Consider the following 16,458-nt stretch of genomic DNA (forward strand, 5'->3'; position numbering starts at 1 on the left):
GGAGATCAAGATGAGCAAAGAATGGCCACTGTGGGAAGTCTTCATCCGCAGCCAGCACGGGCTGGCGCACAAACACGTCGGCAGCCTGCACGCGCCGGACGCCGAGATGGCGGTCAACAACGCGCGCGATGTCTACACCCGCCGCAATGAAGGCGTGAGCATCTGGGTGGTGCGCGCTGCCGACATCGTCGCCAGCAGCCCTGGCGACAAGGGCGCGCTGTTCGAGCCTGCCAACAGCAAGGTGTATCGCCACCCGACCTTCTTCCCGATGCCGGAAGAAGTCAAGAACCTGTAAGCGGAGCACACCGTGCAAAACAAGGTAAATTATTTGCTGCGCCTGGGCGACAACGCCCTGATCCTGAGCCAGCAGCTGTCGCAGTTGTGCGGCAAAGGCCCGGCGCTGGAAGAGGACATGGCGCTGACCAACGTCGCGCTCGACCTGCTGGGCCAGACCCGCCTGTGGTACGAGTACGCCGGCGAGCTGGAAGGCGCGGGCCGCGACGAGGACAAGCTGGCCTACCACCGCGACGCCCACGACTTCAAGAACTGCCTGCTGATGGAGCAACCGAACGGCAACTACGCCGACACCATGGTGCGCCAGTTCTTCTTCGACGCCTGGCACTACTTCCTGATCGTCGGCCTGACGCGCAGCAGCGATGCCCGCATCGCCGCCATCGCCGAGAAATCGCTGAAGGAAGTGACCTACCACCTGCGCCGCAGCGGTGACTTGATCGTGCGCCTGGGCGACGGCACGGACGTCAGCCACGCCAAGACGCAAGCGGCCGTGAACGAATTATGGATGTACAGCGGCGAAGTGTTCGCCTACGACGCGGTCGACGAGGCGATGGTGGCCGAAGGCGTAGCCCCGGCCGCAGCCGGCCTGCGCGCGCAATGGCTGGCGCATGTGGCCGAGATCCTGGCCGAAGCCACGCTGGCCATGCCGCCGGCCGACGCCTGGATGCAGAAGGGCGGCAAGCAAGGCCGCCACAGCGAGCACCTGGGCTACATCCTGGCCGAGATGCAGTTCCTGCAGCGCGCCTATCCCGGCGCCACCTGGTAACAGCGAGCCGACCATGACAGCCGCCGCCATCAACATGTCCGCCACCGCCCAGGTCTGGGCCTGGCTGGGCGAGGTCTCCGACCCCGAAATCCCGGTCATCTCCATCGTCGACCTGGGCATCGTGCGCGATGTGCAGCTGGCTGCCGATGGCGCCTGCACCGTCACCATCACGCCGACCTATTCCGGCTGTCCGGCCATGCAGGTCATCGCCGACGCCATCACCGACGCCCTGCACGCACACGGCCTGCAAGACGTACGCCTGCAAAACCAGCTGTCCCCAGCCTGGACCACCGACTGGATGAGCGAAGAGGGCAAGGCCAAGCTGCAAGGCTACGGCATCGCCCCGCCGGCGCAGCAGGTGATCGACATCAGCGGCCTGCGGGCCGGCGTTGGCGCGGACGGCGCACTGGCCGCCATCTCGCGCCGCGCCCAACCGCGCCTGACGGTGGCATGCCCCAACTGCGGCTCCCGCCACACCGAAATCACCAGCCAGTTCGGCTCCACTCCCTGCAAGGCCTTGTACAAATGCCTGGACTGCCGCGAGCCCTTCGACTACTTCAAGTGCCACTAAAAAGATCATGAGCAAATTCCACCCGCTGACCGTCTCGCAAGTGCGCAACGAAACGCGCGACACCATCGCCGTCACTTTCGCCGTGCCGCCCGAGCTGCAAGACAGCTTCAAGTTCCAGCAAGGCCAGCACCTGACGCTGCGCGCCCAGATCGCCGACGAAGACGTGCGCCGCTCGTATTCGATCTGCTCCGCCGTGCAGGAGGGCGCGCTGCGCGTGGCCATCAAGCGCACGCAGGGCGGCCTGTTCTCCAGCTGGGCCAACGACACCATCAAGCCTGGCGTCACGCTGGAAGTGATGCCGCCGATGGGCCACTTCAACGTGCCGCTGGACGCCGCCAACCGCAAGCACTACCTGGCCTTCGCCGCCGGCAGCGGCATTACGCCCATCCTGTCCATCATCAAGACCACGTTGGCGGCCGAGCCGCACAGCCGCTTCACGCTTTTCTATGGCAACCGCGCCTCGTCGTCGGTGATCTTCAAGGACGAACTGTCCGACCTGAAGGACACCTACATGGAGCGTCTCAAGCTGGCCTACGTGATGAGCCGCGAGCAGCAGGACATCGAATTGTTCAACGGCCGCATCACGAAAGAGAAGGCCGCGCAGTTCCTCAAGTACTGGGTGCGCCCCGAAGACATCGACGTCGCCTTCATTTGCGGCCCGGAAGACATGATGCTTGGCGTGTCTGAAGCGTTGCAGGAAGCCGGCGTGGCGAAAGCGCAGATCAAGATCGAGCTGTTCGCCGCCAGCATCCCCAAGCACCAGCACAAGCCGCGCGCCATCGATCCGCAGGCGGGCCGCCACGAAACCGAAGTCACCGTCATCATGGACGGCAACGCCACCAGCTTCACCATGGACCAAGACAAGGAATCGCTGCTCGACGCCGGCCTCAAAGCCGGCATCGACATGCGCTACTCCTGCAAGGGCGGCGTGTGCTCGACCTGCCGCTGCAAGCTGCTCGAAGGCCAGGTCGACATGGACGTCAACTACGCGCTGGAAGACTACGAGATCGCACGCGGCTATGTGCTGAGCTGCCAGAGCTTCCCCATCACCGACAAGGTCGTCATCGACTTCGACCAGGCCGAATAAAAAACATCCCACCGGAGACGCCATGAACTACGAGAACATCCTCTTCGACATCACCGACGGCGTCGCCACGCTGACGCTGAACCGCCCCGATAAACTCAACAGCTTCACCCAGGCCATGCACGACGAAGTGCGCCACGCCATGCACAAGATCAGCCACGACAAGAGCGTGCGCGTGATGGTGCTGACCGGCGCAGGGCGCGGCTTCTGCGCCGGCCAGGATCTGTCGGACCGCGCGGTGGAGCCGGGCGCCCGTCCGGTCGACCTGGGCGACTCGGTGGAAAAGAACTACGCCCCGCTGGTGCTGGCGCTGCGTGCCTTGCCGATGCCGGTGATCTGCGCCGTCAACGGCGTGGCCGCCGGCGCGGGCGCCAACATCGCGCTGGCCTGCGACATCGTGCTGGCCGCCAAATCAGCATCCTTTGTCGAAGTGTTCTGCAAACTGGGGCTGATCCCCGACACCGGCGGCACCTATTTCCTGCCACGCCTGGTCGGCAGCGCCCGCGCCATGGGCCTGGCCATGCTGGGCGATAAGCTCAGCGCGGAGAAGGCCGAATCCTGGGGCCTGATCTGGAAAGCCGTGCCGGACGAGGAACTGGCCGCCGAAACGCAGGCCATGGCCCGCCACTTCGCCACCGCGCCGACCAAGGGCCTGGCCTTCACCAAGCAAGCCTTGCATTGCAGCCCGCACAATTCGCTGCAACAGCAGCTGGCGCTGGAGTGCGAAATGATGAGTGAACTGGGTCGCAGCGACGACTACCGCGAAGGCGTGGCCGCCTTCATGGAAAAACGCGCACCCCAGTTCAAGGGGAAATAAGATGGCCGCACTCCACACCGACCGCGTGGTCGCCGTCATCGGCAGCGGCGCCATGGGCGCCGGCATCGCGCAGGTGGCGGCCGTCGCCGGCTACACCGTCAAGCTGTATGACTCTCGCCCAGAAGCCGTGGCCAAGGCCATCTCCGACATCGCCGCCGCGCTGAACAAGCTGGTGGCCAAGGAGCGCATGAGCGCCGTCGATTGCGCCGCCTCCATCGCCCGCTTGAAGGCGGCCGTCACGCTGCGCGACGTCGCCGATGCGGCGCTGGTGGTCGAAGCCATCGTCGAAAAACTCGACGTCAAGCGCGACCTGTTCGCCGACCTGGAAGCCATCGTCGCCGACGACTGCATCCTCGCCACGAATACCTCGTCGATCTCCGTCACCGCCATCGCCGCCAAGCTGCGCGTGCCGGCGCGGCTGGTCGGCATGCACTTCTTCAATCCGGTGCCCTTGATGGCGCTGGTGGAAGTGATCAGCGGCCTGGCCACCGATGCCGCCGTTGCGCAGACCGTGTACGACACCGCCGCCGCTTGGGGCAAGCAGCCGGTGCACGCCAAGTCCACGCCGGGCTTCATCGTCAACCGCGTGGCGCGGCCGTTCTACGCTGAAGGCTGGCGCCTGCTGAACGAGCAGGCCGCCGACGCCGCCACCATCGACGCCGTCATGCGCGATTGCGGCGGCTTCCGCATGGGACCATTCGAGTTGATGGACCTGATCGGCCACGATGTCAATTTCTCGGTCACGCAATCGGTATTTGGTGCGTACTTCAATGATCCGCGCTTCACGCCGTCGGTGCTGCAACAGGAGATGGTCAACGCCGGTTTCCTCGGCCGTAAATCGGGCCGTGGTTTCTATCGCTACGACGATGCAGCATCCGCCGCACCGCAGCCGCAAGCCGAAGCCGCGCGGCCGGCGCCGGAGTTCGTCAGCTACACCATTGAACCGGGTGCTGCGGTCGGGCCGTCGCACGCCATCGGCGGCGCCGTCAGCGATGCGTTGGCGGCACGCCTGCGCGCGTCCGGCATCAACGTCTCGCACCGCAAAACACCGGAAGCCCGCAGCCATGCCCCCGGCAACGACGACGCGCCGGCCTTCCACTGCAACGGCGCGGCCGTCTACCTGACCGACGGCCGCAGCGCCACCCAGCGTGCGCTGGACAGCCATCATCCAGACACGGTGCTGTTCGACCTGGCGCTGGACTACGCCACCGCCAAACGGATTGCCGTGAGCCGCTCGGACCAATGCTCGGCAGAGGCCTACAACTCCGTGGTCGGCCTGTTCCAGTCGGCCGGCTTCACCGTCACGCGGCTGGACGACGTGCCTGGCATGGCCGTCATGCGTACTGTCGCCATGCTGGCCAACGAGGCGGCGGATGCCGTCAACCAGGGCGTTTGCAGCGCGGCCGGTGCGGACCTCGCCATGCAGAAGGGCGTCAACTATCCGCGTGGACCGCTGGCGTGGGCCGACGCGGTCGGCATCGGCCAGATCGTCGCCGTGCTGTCCAACCTGGCCGCCGGTTATGGCGAGGACCGCTATCGCGTGTCGCCGCTGCTGCGCCGCAAGCTGGCAGCGGGAGGGCGCTTCCATGAGTAAGGTTGACGCGTTGGCGCTGGCGCAGGCCGTCGGCGCGGCCATGTACGCGAACGACCCTGCCTCGCAAGGCCTGGGCATCAAGATCGACGCCATCGCGCCCGGCTACGCCAGCATGTCGATGCCGGTGCGCGCCGACATGCTGAACGGCCATGGCAGCTGCCACGGCGGCTTCATCTTCGCGCTGGCCGACAGCGCTTTCGCCTTCGCCTGCAACAGCCACAATATGACCACCGTGGGCGCGGGCTGCACCATCGACTATCTCGCGCCCGGCAGCCTGCACGACGTGCTGACCGCCGTTGCGCAGGAACAGGCGCTGGCCGGCAAGAGCGGCGTCTACGACGTCAAGGTCAGCAACCAGGACGGCCGGGTGGTCGCCCTGTTTCGAGGCAAGTCGCACCGCGTCAGCGGCCATATCGTAGCGCCGCAAGCAGGGTAAAGAGGAGACACCGATGGTCCAACGCATTCCGGAGCCGACCGATCTGGAACCGATCGAACGCGCCAGCAAGGACGAACTGCAAGCACTGCAACTGCAGCGCATGAAATGGTCGCTCAAGCACGCCTACGACAACGTGCCGCACTACCGTGCCGCCTTCGATGCCGCCGGTGTCCATCCCGACGACCTGCGCACGCTGGCCGACCTGGCCAAGTTCCCCTTCACCGGCAAGAAGGAACTGCGCGACAACTACCCCTTCGGCATGTTCGCCGTGCCGCAGGACCGCGTGGTGCGCGTGCACGCCTCCAGCGGCACCACCGGCAAGCCGACCGTGGTCGGCTACACGCAGAACGATATCGACACCTGGGCTAACGTGGTGGCGCGCTCGATCCGCGCAGCAGGCGGACGCCGTGGCGACATGGTCCACATCTCCTACGGCTACGGCCTGTTCACCGGCGGCCTGGGTGCGCACTATGGCGCCGAGCGTTTGGGCTGCACGGTGATCCCGATGTCCGGCGGCCAGACCGAGAAGCAGGTGCAGCTGATCCAGGACTTCAAGCCGTCCATCATCATGGTCACGCCGTCGTACATGCTGAACATCATCGAGGAGTTCCAGCGCCAGGGCCTGGACCCTGCCGCCAGCTCGCTCAAGGTTGGCATCTTCGGCGCCGAACCGTGGACAGACGCCATGCGCAAGGAGATCGAACAGCGCGCCGGCATCGACGCGGTCGACATCTACGGCCTGTCCGAAGTGATGGGGCCGGGCGTCGCCAGCGAGTGCATCGAGAGCAAGGACGGCCCGGTCATCTGGGAGGACCATTTCTACCCCGAGATCATCGATCCCGACACCGGCGAAGTGCTGCCGGACGGCGAAGAGGGCGAGCTGGTATTCACCTCGCTGAGCAAGGAAGCGCTGCCCATCATCCGCTACCGCACGCGCGACCTCACGCGGCTGCTGCCCGCCACGTCGCGCTCCATGCGCCGCATCGGCAAGATCACCGGCCGCTCGGACGACATGCTGATCATCCGCGGCGTGAACGTCTTCCCGACCCAGATCGAAGAACTGATTTGCAAGATGCCGAAGCTGGCGCCGCAATACCAGCTGGTCATCTCGCGCGACGGCCATCTCGACAAGCTGGACGTGCTGGCCGAGCTGCGGCCCGAGACGCCGGCCAGCGAAACGGAGGCGCTGGCGCGCGAACTGGAACACCATATCAAAACCTATGTCGGCGTTACCACCAAGGTGCGCCTGCTGGCCCCCAACGGCATCGAACGCACATTGACGGGCAAGGCCCGCCGTGTGGTGGACCAGCGCCCTAAAACTTAAGGAGATTTCGTGAACGACGCTTTCATCTGTGACGCCATCCGCACCCCCTTCGGCCGCTACGGCGGCGCCCTCGGCGGCGTGCGCGCCGACGACCTGGCCGCGCTGCCCATCGCCGCGCTGATCGCCCGCAATCCCGGCGTGGACTGGGCCAAGGTCGATGACGTCTACTACGGCTGCGCCAACGGCGCCGGTGAAGACAACCGCAACGTCGGCCGCATGGCGGCGCTGCTGGCCGGCCTGCCGGTCGATGTCCCCGCCAACACCATCAACCGCCTGTGCGGCTCCAGCCTGGACGCGGTCGGCATCGCCGCGCGCTCCATCAAGGCCGGCGAAGCGCAGCTGGTGATCGCCGGCGGCGTCGAAAGCATGACCCGCGCTCCCTTCGTCATGGGCAAGGCCGACAGCGCGTTCTCGCGCGCGGCCAAGATCGAGGACACCACCATCGGCTGGCGCTTCGTCAACCCGCTGATGAAGGCCAAGTACGGCATCGACAGCATGCCGGAGACGGCCGAAAACGTCGCCCAGGAATTCGGCATCAGCCGCGCCGACCAGGATGCGTTCGCGGTACGCAGCCAGCAGCGCTGGGCCGCAGCCCATGCGGCCGGCGTGTTCAAGGATGAAATCGTGCCGGTCACGCTGGCGCAGAAAAAAGGCGATCCGAAGGTCGTCGACACCGACGAGCATCCGCGTCCGGATACGACGGTCGAGATGCTGGCGAAGCTGAAAGGCGTGGTCAAGCCGGATGGCAGCGTCACTGCCGGTAACGCATCGGGCGTCAACGACGGCGCGTGTGCGATCCTGCTGGCGTCGGCCGCCGCCGCCGAGCAGTACGGCCTGCGCAAGCGCGCCCGCGTGCTGGGCATGGCGACCGCCGGCCTGGCGCCGCGCATCATGGGCTTCGGTCCATCGCCGGCGTCGAAGAAGGTGCTGGCGCAGGTTGGCCTGACCATCGAGCAGATGGACGTCATCGAATTGAACGAAGCCTTTGCGGCGCAGGGCCTGGCTGTCACGCGCGATCTCGGCCTGGCCGACGATGCGCCGCATGTCAATCCGAACGGTGGCGCCATCGCCATCGGCCATCCTCTGGGTGCGTCCGGCGCGCGGCTGGTGCTGGCGGCGCTGAATCAGCTGGAACGCACCGGCGGCCGCTACGCGCTGTGCACCATGTGCATCGGCGTCGGCCAGGGCATCGCCCTCGTCATCGAACGCGTGTAAGCGGGCGCCGTCATGGTCAAGGTCTACGAAATCAACGGCGTCACCCCGGTGGTCCATCCGACCGCCTACGTGCATCCCAGCGCGGTGCTGATCGGCGACGTCATCGTCGGCCCGCGCTGCTATGTCGGCCCGCTGGCCGCGCTGCGCGGCGACTTCGGCCGCCTGATCCTGGAGGAGGGCGCCAACCTGCAGGACACCTGCGTCATGCACGGCTTCCCCGGCGCCGACACGGTGGTCGAACGCGACGGCCATATCGGCCACGGCGCCGTGCTGCACGGCTGCCGCATCGGCCGCAACGCGCTGGTCGGCATGAACAGCGTGGTGATGGACAACGCCGTCATCGGCGCCGACAGCATCGTCGCCGCCATGAGCTTCGTCCGCGCCGGCATGGAAGTGCCGCCGCGCAGCCTGGTGGTCGGCACGCCGGCCAAGGTGGTGCGCGAACTGCGCGACGACGAGATCAAATGGAAGACCGAGGGCACCGGCCAGTACCAGGAACTGGCGGTGCGCTCCATGAACACCATGCGCGAAGTGGAAGCGCTGACCGCAGTGGAACCGGACCGCAAGCGCGTCGAGTGGGAAAGCTCGCTGCCGCTGCACCTGCATAAAAACGCCCAAGCATAACGAATCGAACGGAGATAAAGATGGCATCAACCCTGCAAAGCTGGATCGGCGGCCGATGGATAGGCGCCGAAGCTGCGGCGCCGCTGCACAGCGCCTTGAACAACTCGGTGATCTACCACACCCACGCCGAGAAGCTGGACTTCGACGAAGCCGTCACCTACGCCCGCAAGACCGGCGTGCCGGCGCTGATGAAGCTGGACTTCCAGCAGCGCGCCGCGCGCCTGAAGGCGCTGGCGCTGTACCTGGCCAGCCGCAAGGAAGAGCTGTACGCGATCTCGCACCTGACCGGCGCCACCCGCGCCGACAGCTGGGTCGACATCGAAGGCGGCACCGGCACGCTGTTCGCCTACGCCAGCATGGGCAGCCGCGAGCTGCCGTCGTCGAACGTGCTGCACGAAGGCCCGGCCATGGCGCTGGGTAAGAACGGCGGCTTCTCCGGCACCCACATCCTGGTGCCGCGCGGCGGCCTGGCGGTGCACATCAACGCCTTCAACTTCCCGATCTGGGGCCTGCTGGAGAAATTCGCTCCCAGCTTCCTGGCCGCCATGCCGTGCATCGGCAAGCCGGCATCCGCCACCAGCTACCTGACCGAAGCCGTGGTGCGCATGATGCACGATTCCGGCCTGCTGCCGGAAGGTGCGCTGCAACTGGTCATTGGCAGCACCGGCGACCTGCTGGACCGCCTGGGCGGCGCCGATGTCGTCACCTTCACCGGTTCCGCCGACACCGCCGCCAAGCTGCGCACCAACCGCAACCTGATCGCCAACTCGGTGCCGTTCACCGCCGAGGCGGATTCGCTCAACTGCGCCATCCTGGCGCCGGACGTCACGCCGGACGATGTCGAATTCGACCTGTTCGTCAAGGAAGTGGCGCGCGAGATGACCGGCAAGGCCGGCCAGAAATGTACCGCCATCCGCCGCATCATCGTGCCCGAAAATATGGTGGACGCCGTTGGCACCCGCCTGCGCGAGCGCCTGGCCAAGGTCAGCGTCGGCGATCCGTCGGTGGAGGGCGTGCGCATGGGCGCGCTGGCCTCCAAGGACCAGCAGCGCGATGTGGCGGAGCGCGTCGAGCTGCTCGCGCGCGGCAACGAGGTGCTGTTCAGTGAGCGCGACGGCTTCAAACTGGTCGGCGACGGCGTCGCCAACGGCTCCTTCTTCTCGCCGACGCTGCTGCTGTGCCGCGACGGCATGCGCAACGACGCCGTGCACGACATCGAAGCCTTCGGCCCGGTCAGCACCATCATCAGCTACAACGGCATCGACGAAGCGCTGGCACTGGCCGCGCGCGGCAAGGGCTCGCTGGTCTCCACGCTGGTGACGAAGGATCCTGCCACCGCCGCCTACGCGGTGCCGATGGCGGCCGCCTCGCATGGCCGCGTGCTGATCCTGGAACGCGAAGCATCGGTCGACTCCACCGGCCACGGTTCGCCGCTGCCGCAGCTGAAGCACGGCGGCCCTGGCCGCGCAGGCGGCGGCGAGGAACTGGGCGGCATCCGCGCGGTGCGCCACTTCCTGCAACGCGCGGCGGTGCAAGGCTCGCCGACGATGCTGGCCGCCGTCACCGGCGAGTATGTGCGCGGCGCCAAGGTGCAGGAGAGCGAAGTCCATCCGTTCCGCCGCTACTTCGAAGACCTGAAGATGGGCGACTCGCTGCTGACGCATCGCCGTACCGTGACCGAAGCGGACATCGTCAACTTCGGCGGCGTCTCCGGCGACTACTTCTACATGCACTTCGACGACATCGCCGCCAGGGACACGCAGTTCGGCAAGCGCATCGCGCACGGCTACTTCGTGCTGTCGGCGGCGGCGGGCCTGTTCGTGTCGCCGGCGCCTGGTCCGGTGCTGGCCAACTACGGCCTGGACAACCTGCGCTTCATCACGCCGGTCGCCATCGGCGACACCATCCGCGCGCGCCTGACCTGCAAGCGCAAAGTGGACCGCAACCGCACCGACGACAAGGGCGTCGGCCAGGGCGTGGTCGCGTGGGATGTGCAAGTGACCAACCAGAACGACGAACTGGTGGCCAGCTACGACATCCTGACGCTGGTGATGAAGCGCGCTTGAACGCGGCGGCCGGCGGCCTTTACTCCGCCGGTTCCAGCACCGCCAGCAGTTTGATCAGCCCCGTGTCCAGCAGCGCCAGTTCCGCCGGGCTCAGGGGCGACAGGATCTTGTGTTCGTTGTCGACGTGCGCGGCCACCGCGCGGTCGATCAGTTCCAGCCCGGCCGGGGTTAGCCGTACCAGCAGGCTGCGGGCATCCGTCGGGTTGGGCACGCGCTCGACCAGCGCGCTCGCTTCCAGCCGCTGCAGCCGGTGCGTCATGGTGCCGGAGGTGATCATCATCGCCGAGAACAGCGCGGTCGGCGCCAGGCAGTAGGGCGTACCGGAACGCCTGAGCGTCGCCAGCACATCGAATTCCCACGCACCCATTCCAAATTCGGCAAACGTCGCGTCCAGCCTGCGCTGCAGCAGCGCGGCGCAGCGCTTCAGCCGTCCTATCGTCGCCATCGGCGCCACGTCCAGCTCGGGGCGCTCGCGGCGCCACTGCGCCACGATGGCGTCCACGGCGTCCATCGGTCTTTCATTCGGCATCGCACACTCCAATTTATCTTGACATCAAGATTGTTTTTGATCAGACTTCCATTTTATCTTGAAGTCGAGACAAATGCCATGAGCGAGAAAACTGCGACATCATCCCTGATCACCACGCTGACCACCGCGCTGGCGCCGGCCATCTGGGGATCGACCTACATCGTCACCACCCAGCTGCTGCCGCCCGACCGGCCCTTCATCGCCGCGCTGCTGCGCACCCTGCCGGCCGGTTTACTGCTGCTGATGTTCGTGGGACGCCTGCCGCCGCGCGCCGAGTGGGGCCGGCTGGCGGTGCTGTCGGCGCTGAATATCGGCTTTTTCCAGGCGCTGTTGTTCATCGCGGCCTATCGCCTGCCGGGCGGCTTGGCGGCGGTGGTCGGCGCGATCCAGCCGTTGCTGGTCATGGGCCTGGCGTGGCTGCTGGATCGGCGCCCGCCGGCGCGGCTGGCAGTGGGCGCCGGCGTGCTGGGCGTGCTGGGGATGGCGGTGCTGCTGCTCTCGCCCGGTGCGGCCTGGGACGCGGCCGGCATCGCTGCGGCGCTGGCCGGCGCGGCCTGCATGGCGGCCGGCACTTATCTGACGCGCCGCTGGCGCAGCGAGCTGCCGGTGCTGGCGTTGACTGGCTGGCAGCTGTTGCTTGGTGGCTTGATGCTTGCGCCACTGGCCGTGCTGGTCGACCCGCCGCTGCCCGCGCTCGGCGCGGTGCAGGTGCTGGGCTATGCCTACCTGTCCCTGGCCGGCGCGCTGCTGGCCTATGCCTTGTGGTTCCGAGGGATCGCCCGCTTGTCGCCGGTGGCGGTGTCGTCATTGGGCCTGTTGAGCCCATTGGTCGCGGTGGTGCTGGGTTGGGCCCTGCTGGGACAGGCGATGAGCGGCCTGTCGCTGGCTGGCCTGGTCACGGTACTGGCCAGCATCCTGGCGGTGCAACGGGCTTCCGCGCAGTCCCGCTGATACGCGCTTTTCAACCTATCGCAGAGAGAATCACATGAACATCAAACACCTGATCGAATCGCGCGTTTCCGTCAACCGCTTCGACACCAGCCGTGCGCTGAGCGATGCCGACATTTCTGAGTTGGTGCGCCTGGCAACGCTGGCGCCATCGGCCTACAACTTCCAGAACTGGAAATTCATTGCGGTGCGCACGCCGCAAGCGAAGGAGCGCCTGAAGGAGGTCGCCTTCGGCCAGCAGAAGGTGGCGGATGCACCCGTCACCTTCATCGTCGTCGGCACCCTGGAAGCGCACGTAGGCCTGCCGCAGGCATTGCAGCCGTCGGTGGACGCCGGGATCATGCCGCAAACGGTTGCCGATGTGTGGGTGGGCATGGCGCGGCACACGCATCCCGGCAATCCGCAGTTGCAGCGGGACGAAGCGCTACGTTCCGGATCGCTGGCGGCGATGACGATGATGCTGGCCGCCGAGGGCATGGGCTTGGCCAGCAGCGCCATGAGCGGATTCAGCGTCGCCGGGGTGAAACGCGAATTCAAGCTGGGCGCGGCCGACGTTCCGGTCATGCTGCTGTCGATCGGATATGCCGCCGCCGGCAACTGGCCGCAGAAGGCGCGCAAGCCGCTGCAGGAAGTGATGGAGTTCGCCTGACGCACAATGGCGCCGGGGACTGGATTTTCCCGGCACGTCGGCGCAAAATGCGGACTACTTCCTCACGACAGGCAGCAAACATGGCGCAGACGTTTCACAAGCAGTCGATTGGCTTCAATCCCTTACTGAGCACGCGTGACTGGACTGTATGGGGCTGCATATTGGCCGGATGCCTGGCGGCCGGCCTGCTGTTGAACCGATGGATGCCGAACGAGATGGTGCGGGATATACTCATCGGCAGCGTCATTGGGCAACTGCCGTCGCTGCTGACGTGCCTTCCGGTGCGCGGCACCGTGAACGCGGCGGGCGAGACAGCCTTCATGGGCCGCGTGCAGCAGTTCGGCTTCATCCCTTCCGGTGAAACCGACGAAGGGCGCATCTTTAACCACAAGGGACCACGCTGGCTGCGCTGGGACTCCAACCGCATCGTGATCCGCTCCGTCGACGGCATCCTGCACGTCACCGCGCCGCTGTACTTCTACCGGCGGCTCAAGCGCGTGCAGGCATAACGCTTACTTACTTGCGCAAGCCGAACGGGTCGTCGATGCTGTGCGCCGGTTCGGTGAACCATTTCGGGCCGTTCTCCGTCATGTAGAAATGGTCCTCGTGGCGCACGCCGAATTCGCCGGGGATGCAGATCATCGGCTCGTTCGAGAAGCACATGCCCACGTCCAGCGGCGTCTTGTCGCCGCCGACCAGGTACGGCCACTCGTGGATGTCCAGGCCGATGCCGTGGCCGGTGCGGTGCGGCAGGCCTGGCAGCTTGTAGCCTGGGCCGAAACCGTCCGCTTCCAGCGAACGGCGCGCGGCCATGTCCACCTGCTCGCACGGCACGCCCAGTTGCGCCGCATTGAAGGCCGCCAGCTGCGCCGCCTTCTCGCTGTTCCACACCGAGCGCTGACGCTCGCTGATTTCGCCGTACACATAGGTGCGCGTGATGTCGGAAATGTAGTTGTGCAGTTTGCAGCCTGTATCGATCAGCACGGTGTCGCCAGCTTGCAACGTTTGCACATAGCTCACACCATGCGGATAGGCGGTCGCCTCGCCGAACAGCACGATCACGAAGTACGAACCCGACGCGCCGACCTTGCGGTGCGCGCGGTTGATGAACTCTTCCACTTCGACCGTGGTGATCCCTTCGCGCAGCATGCTGGCGGTAGCCACGTGCACGGCCAGCGTCATGTCCTTGGCGCGCTGCATCAGCGCGATTTCGTTGGCGGACTTGCGGGTGCGGCAGTGCGCCGTGACCTGGCGCGCGTTCTCCAGCGCATAGCCATCGGCCAGCGGACGGATGCCGTCGTAGATGAAGAAGGCCGCGCTTTCGCAGATGCCGATGCGCGGCGCCGCGCCACCCGCCGCCGCAGGCGCGATGCCCATGCGCTTGAGCGTATCGATGAACAGCTGGTACGGGCTTTCGTGCTCATGCCAGGTACTGACGCTGCCCTCGACCACCATGAAGTCCTTCAGCGTGCTCTCTTCGAAAGCAGGGGCGATGTACTCCACCGCGCCGCTGGCCGGCAGGATGGCGCCGACCATGCGTTCGCTGGCGTGCCACTTGGTGCCGGTGAAGTAGGTCATGTTGGAACCGGCGTTGACGTAGATGGCGGCGATGCCCTGGTCGCGCATGTAGGCCTGCGCGCGCGCGACGCGCTGGAGATGTTCGTCCTTGCCGATAGGGACCGCGCCTGCGGTCATGTTGGACAAGGAGGCCAATGCCTCTTCTATGGTTTTTCCGCCAATAGTCATTTTTATATCCCTGGATTGATTTGCGTGGCCGCGCGGATCTGGTGTCTGCGCTAGCCGACGATCATAACAGTTTTGACCGCGCAGCCAAGTCACAGACAGGTAATACGCCAATGCTAGTGTGCCGAATTCCGCATCCACTTTCAGGACTCGTTTATCATGCCGCTTGCCCCTATTTTCCGCCCTCGCCAATTGCTGATCCCAACCGCCATTGCCATCATGCTGACCGCTGTCGCCTGCGGCGGCGACCAGCCCGCAGCCGTCGTCGTGCCGCCTGTGCCGAGCGGCCGCTGGATCGCCGGCGACCTGCACACCCACACCACCCAGTCGCCGGACACGGACGTCACGCAGACGCTGGACAAGGTGCTGACCAAGGCCTTCACCACCTATGGCCTGGACTGGATGGCCGTCAGCAACCACCTGCGCCTGTCGTCGCGCGATGAGAAGGGCGCGGCGCTGCCGGCGGCGATTCCGCTGTCGACCGGCGTGGAGCGCTATGAGATCCCGCGCGTGCAGGCCTTGCAGGCGGCCGGCACCTACGCCGACAAACTGATTTTCTCCGGCTTCGAATGGGATATGCCGACCCACGACCATATCGGCATTGGCCTGTTCGAGGGCAGCGACAAGCTGGCCTCCAGCACCAAGGGCATGAAGGAGTTCGAGTACCTGTTCACCACCCGCGACCCGGCGCTGTTCGACGCCGCCGACGTCGCCGCATGGAAGGCCAAGTACGGAACCACCCGCTACAACGCCACGGCCGACGACGCGCTGAAGGCGATCAGCTGGCTGAAGGACAACTACCCGGACACCAGTTACGCCGTGGTCAACCACCCGTCGCGCAACAAGGGCAGCTACAGCGTGGACGACTTCCGCCGCTTCAACGACATCGCACCGAACATCGTGTTCGCCATTGAAGGCATGGTCGGCAACCAGATGGAACCGGATCGCGGCGGCTACACGGCCGAGTACACGCCGGAGAACGCGCCGCTGCGCGCCTACGGCGGCGTCGACTACGTCGTCGCCAAGGTCGGCGGCGTGTGGGACGCGCTGCTCGGCGAAGGCCGCCGCATCTGGAACCTGACCGATTCGGATACCCACTTCAAAATCGTCGGCAACAGCAGCAGCGGCTACTTCCCTGGCGAGTACGCGAAGAACTATGTCTTCAACGGCGCACAGGGCAAGCCCGCTGCGAAGGATCTGCTGCAAGGTCTGCGCTCCGGGAAGATGTTCTCGGTCTACGGGGATCTGATCAACGCGCTGGACTTCAACCTGGCCAGCAAGGATGACCGCAAGGAGATGGGCGGGGAACTGAAGGTCGTCAGCGGCGACAAGGTGACGATCACGATCCGCTTCAAATCGCCGGCCAGGAACAACTACGAGAAGCCGGTGGACAGCGGCACCGCCGCCAACGTCAAGCCGGTGGTCGACCACGTCGACCTGATCGTCGGCGACGTCGCCGCCAGGGCCACGCCGGGCAGCGCCGCCTACAGCGTCGCCACCAACGCCAGCACGCGCGTGGTGAAGCGCTTCACCAGCGCGGACTGGAAGGTCGATGCGGACGGCTACTTCAGCATCAGCTACGAAACCACCGCCAGCAAGAACCAGTACTACCGCCTGCGCGGCACCAACCTGGGCACCGATGTCGCCGGCCTGACCCAGGACGGCGAACCGCTGGCCGACCAGCGCACCGGCACCGCCGACAACACGGCGCGCTTCAACGACATCAACGACCGCAACTACCGCAGCCTGTGGTTCTATTCGAACCCGGTGTTCGTCAGCCTGCGCTGACCGCCACCGT

Annotated in this window: 17 protein-coding genes; 15 read left to right on the plus strand and 2 right to left on the minus strand. The window is 66.1% G+C overall.

Annotated elements, in window-relative coordinates; all coding sequences use genetic code 11:
* The first annotated feature begins 10 nt into the window (after positions 1 to 10).
* Genes paaB through paaZ form a run of 11 tightly spaced genes read left to right on the plus strand, consistent with a single transcriptional unit; the run spans position 11 to position 10,791 of the window.
* Positions 11 to 295, plus strand: a complete 285-nt coding sequence (gene paaB / locus DUGA2_RS26675) for a 1,2-phenylacetyl-CoA epoxidase subunit PaaB (protein ID WP_008452288.1) — start codon at positions 11 to 13, stop codon at positions 293 to 295.
* 12 nt (positions 296 to 307) lie between these two features.
* Positions 308 to 1,060, plus strand: a complete 753-nt coding sequence (gene paaC, locus DUGA2_RS26680) for a 1,2-phenylacetyl-CoA epoxidase subunit PaaC (RefSeq protein WP_070272430.1) — start codon at positions 308 to 310, stop codon at positions 1,058 to 1,060.
* 13 nt (positions 1,061 to 1,073) lie between these two features.
* Positions 1,074 to 1,631, plus strand: a complete 558-nt coding sequence (paaD, locus tag DUGA2_RS26685) for a 1,2-phenylacetyl-CoA epoxidase subunit PaaD (RefSeq protein WP_070272431.1) — start codon at positions 1,074 to 1,076, stop codon at positions 1,629 to 1,631.
* A gap of 7 nt (positions 1,632 to 1,638) precedes the next feature.
* Complete coding sequence (gene paaE, locus DUGA2_RS26690) at positions 1,639 to 2,718, plus strand: 1,2-phenylacetyl-CoA epoxidase subunit PaaE (RefSeq protein WP_070272432.1); 1,080 nt, start codon at positions 1,639 to 1,641, stop codon at positions 2,716 to 2,718.
* Between the two features lie 22 nt (positions 2,719 to 2,740).
* Entirely contained in the window at positions 2,741 to 3,532 is a 792-nt protein-coding gene (gene paaG, locus DUGA2_RS26695) for a 2-(1,2-epoxy-1,2-dihydrophenyl)acetyl-CoA isomerase PaaG (protein WP_008452281.1), read from the plus strand.
* A gap of 1 nt (position 3,533) precedes the next feature.
* Positions 3,534 to 5,126 carry a 3-hydroxyacyl-CoA dehydrogenase PaaH gene (gene paaH / locus DUGA2_RS26700; protein ID WP_070272433.1) on the plus strand — a complete coding sequence of 531 codons (1,593 nt, stop codon included), beginning with the start codon at positions 3,534 to 3,536 and terminating at the stop codon, positions 5,124 to 5,126.
* Positions 5,119 to 5,562 (plus strand): hydroxyphenylacetyl-CoA thioesterase PaaI, encoded by a 444-nt coding sequence (gene paaI, locus DUGA2_RS26705; RefSeq protein WP_070272434.1) that lies wholly within the window; start codon positions 5,119 to 5,121, stop codon positions 5,560 to 5,562. The genes paaH and paaI overlap by 8 nt, the downstream gene beginning before the upstream one ends.
* Positions 5,563 to 5,575: 13 nt before the next feature.
* Positions 5,576 to 6,886 (plus strand): phenylacetate--CoA ligase PaaK, encoded by a 1,311-nt coding sequence (gene paaK / locus DUGA2_RS26710; RefSeq protein ID WP_070272435.1) that lies wholly within the window; start codon positions 5,576 to 5,578, stop codon positions 6,884 to 6,886.
* 9 nt (positions 6,887 to 6,895) lie between these two features.
* Positions 6,896 to 8,101, plus strand: coding sequence for a 3-oxoadipyl-CoA thiolase (pcaF, locus tag DUGA2_RS26715; RefSeq protein ID WP_070272436.1), 1,206 nt, complete (start codon positions 6,896 to 6,898; stop codon positions 8,099 to 8,101).
* Between the two features lie 12 nt (positions 8,102 to 8,113).
* The gene (gene paaY / locus DUGA2_RS26720) at positions 8,114 to 8,725 is read left to right on the plus strand and encodes a phenylacetic acid degradation protein PaaY (protein WP_070272437.1); all 612 of its coding nucleotides are present in this window, start codon (positions 8,114 to 8,116) and stop codon (positions 8,723 to 8,725) included.
* A gap of 20 nt (positions 8,726 to 8,745) precedes the next feature.
* The gene (gene paaZ, locus DUGA2_RS26725) at positions 8,746 to 10,791 is read left to right on the plus strand and encodes a phenylacetic acid degradation bifunctional protein PaaZ (RefSeq protein ID WP_070272438.1); all 2,046 of its coding nucleotides are present in this window, start codon (positions 8,746 to 8,748) and stop codon (positions 10,789 to 10,791) included.
* 19 nt (positions 10,792 to 10,810) lie between these two features.
* On the opposite strand, the gene DUGA2_RS26730 is transcribed toward paaZ, so the two are convergent.
* The gene (locus tag DUGA2_RS26730) at positions 10,811 to 11,320 is read right to left on the minus strand and encodes a MarR family winged helix-turn-helix transcriptional regulator (RefSeq protein ID WP_070272439.1); all 510 of its coding nucleotides are present in this window, start codon (positions 11,318 to 11,320) and stop codon (positions 10,811 to 10,813) included.
* Between the two features lie 78 nt (positions 11,321 to 11,398).
* On the opposite strand from DUGA2_RS26730, the gene DUGA2_RS26735 reads away from it, so the two are divergent.
* The 3 genes from DUGA2_RS26735 (at position 11,399) to DUGA2_RS26745 (ending at position 13,426) form a co-directional block, all read left to right on the plus strand.
* Entirely contained in the window at positions 11,399 to 12,271 is an 873-nt protein-coding gene (locus DUGA2_RS26735) for an EamA family transporter (protein ID WP_070272440.1), read from the plus strand.
* Positions 12,272 to 12,305: 34 nt separating this feature from the next.
* Positions 12,306 to 12,917 carry a nitroreductase family protein gene (locus DUGA2_RS26740; RefSeq protein WP_070272441.1) on the plus strand — a complete coding sequence of 204 codons (612 nt, stop codon included), beginning with the start codon at positions 12,306 to 12,308 and terminating at the stop codon, positions 12,915 to 12,917.
* 80 nt (positions 12,918 to 12,997) lie between these two features.
* Complete coding sequence (locus DUGA2_RS26745; protein ID WP_070272442.1) at positions 12,998 to 13,426, plus strand: hypothetical protein; 429 nt, start codon at positions 12,998 to 13,000, stop codon at positions 13,424 to 13,426.
* Between the two features lie 7 nt (positions 13,427 to 13,433).
* Here the strand turns inward: DUGA2_RS26745 and DUGA2_RS26750 are convergent, their stop codons facing one another.
* On the minus strand, positions 13,434 to 14,663 hold the full coding sequence (locus DUGA2_RS26750; RefSeq protein ID WP_070272443.1) for a Xaa-Pro peptidase family protein: 1,230 nt from the start codon (positions 14,661 to 14,663) through the stop codon (positions 13,434 to 13,436).
* 156 nt (positions 14,664 to 14,819) lie between these two features.
* Between DUGA2_RS26750 and DUGA2_RS26755 the strand changes: the two genes are divergently transcribed.
* On the plus strand, positions 14,820 to 16,448 hold the full coding sequence (locus tag DUGA2_RS26755) for an S-layer protein (RefSeq protein WP_070272444.1): 1,629 nt from the start codon (positions 14,820 to 14,822) through the stop codon (positions 16,446 to 16,448).
* Positions 16,449 to 16,458 lie beyond the last annotated feature (10 nt).

Source organism: Duganella sp. HH101 (genome assembly GCF_001758795.1).
GTDB classification, from domain to species: Bacteria; Pseudomonadota; Gammaproteobacteria; order Burkholderiales; family Burkholderiaceae_D; genus Rugamonas; species Rugamonas rivuli.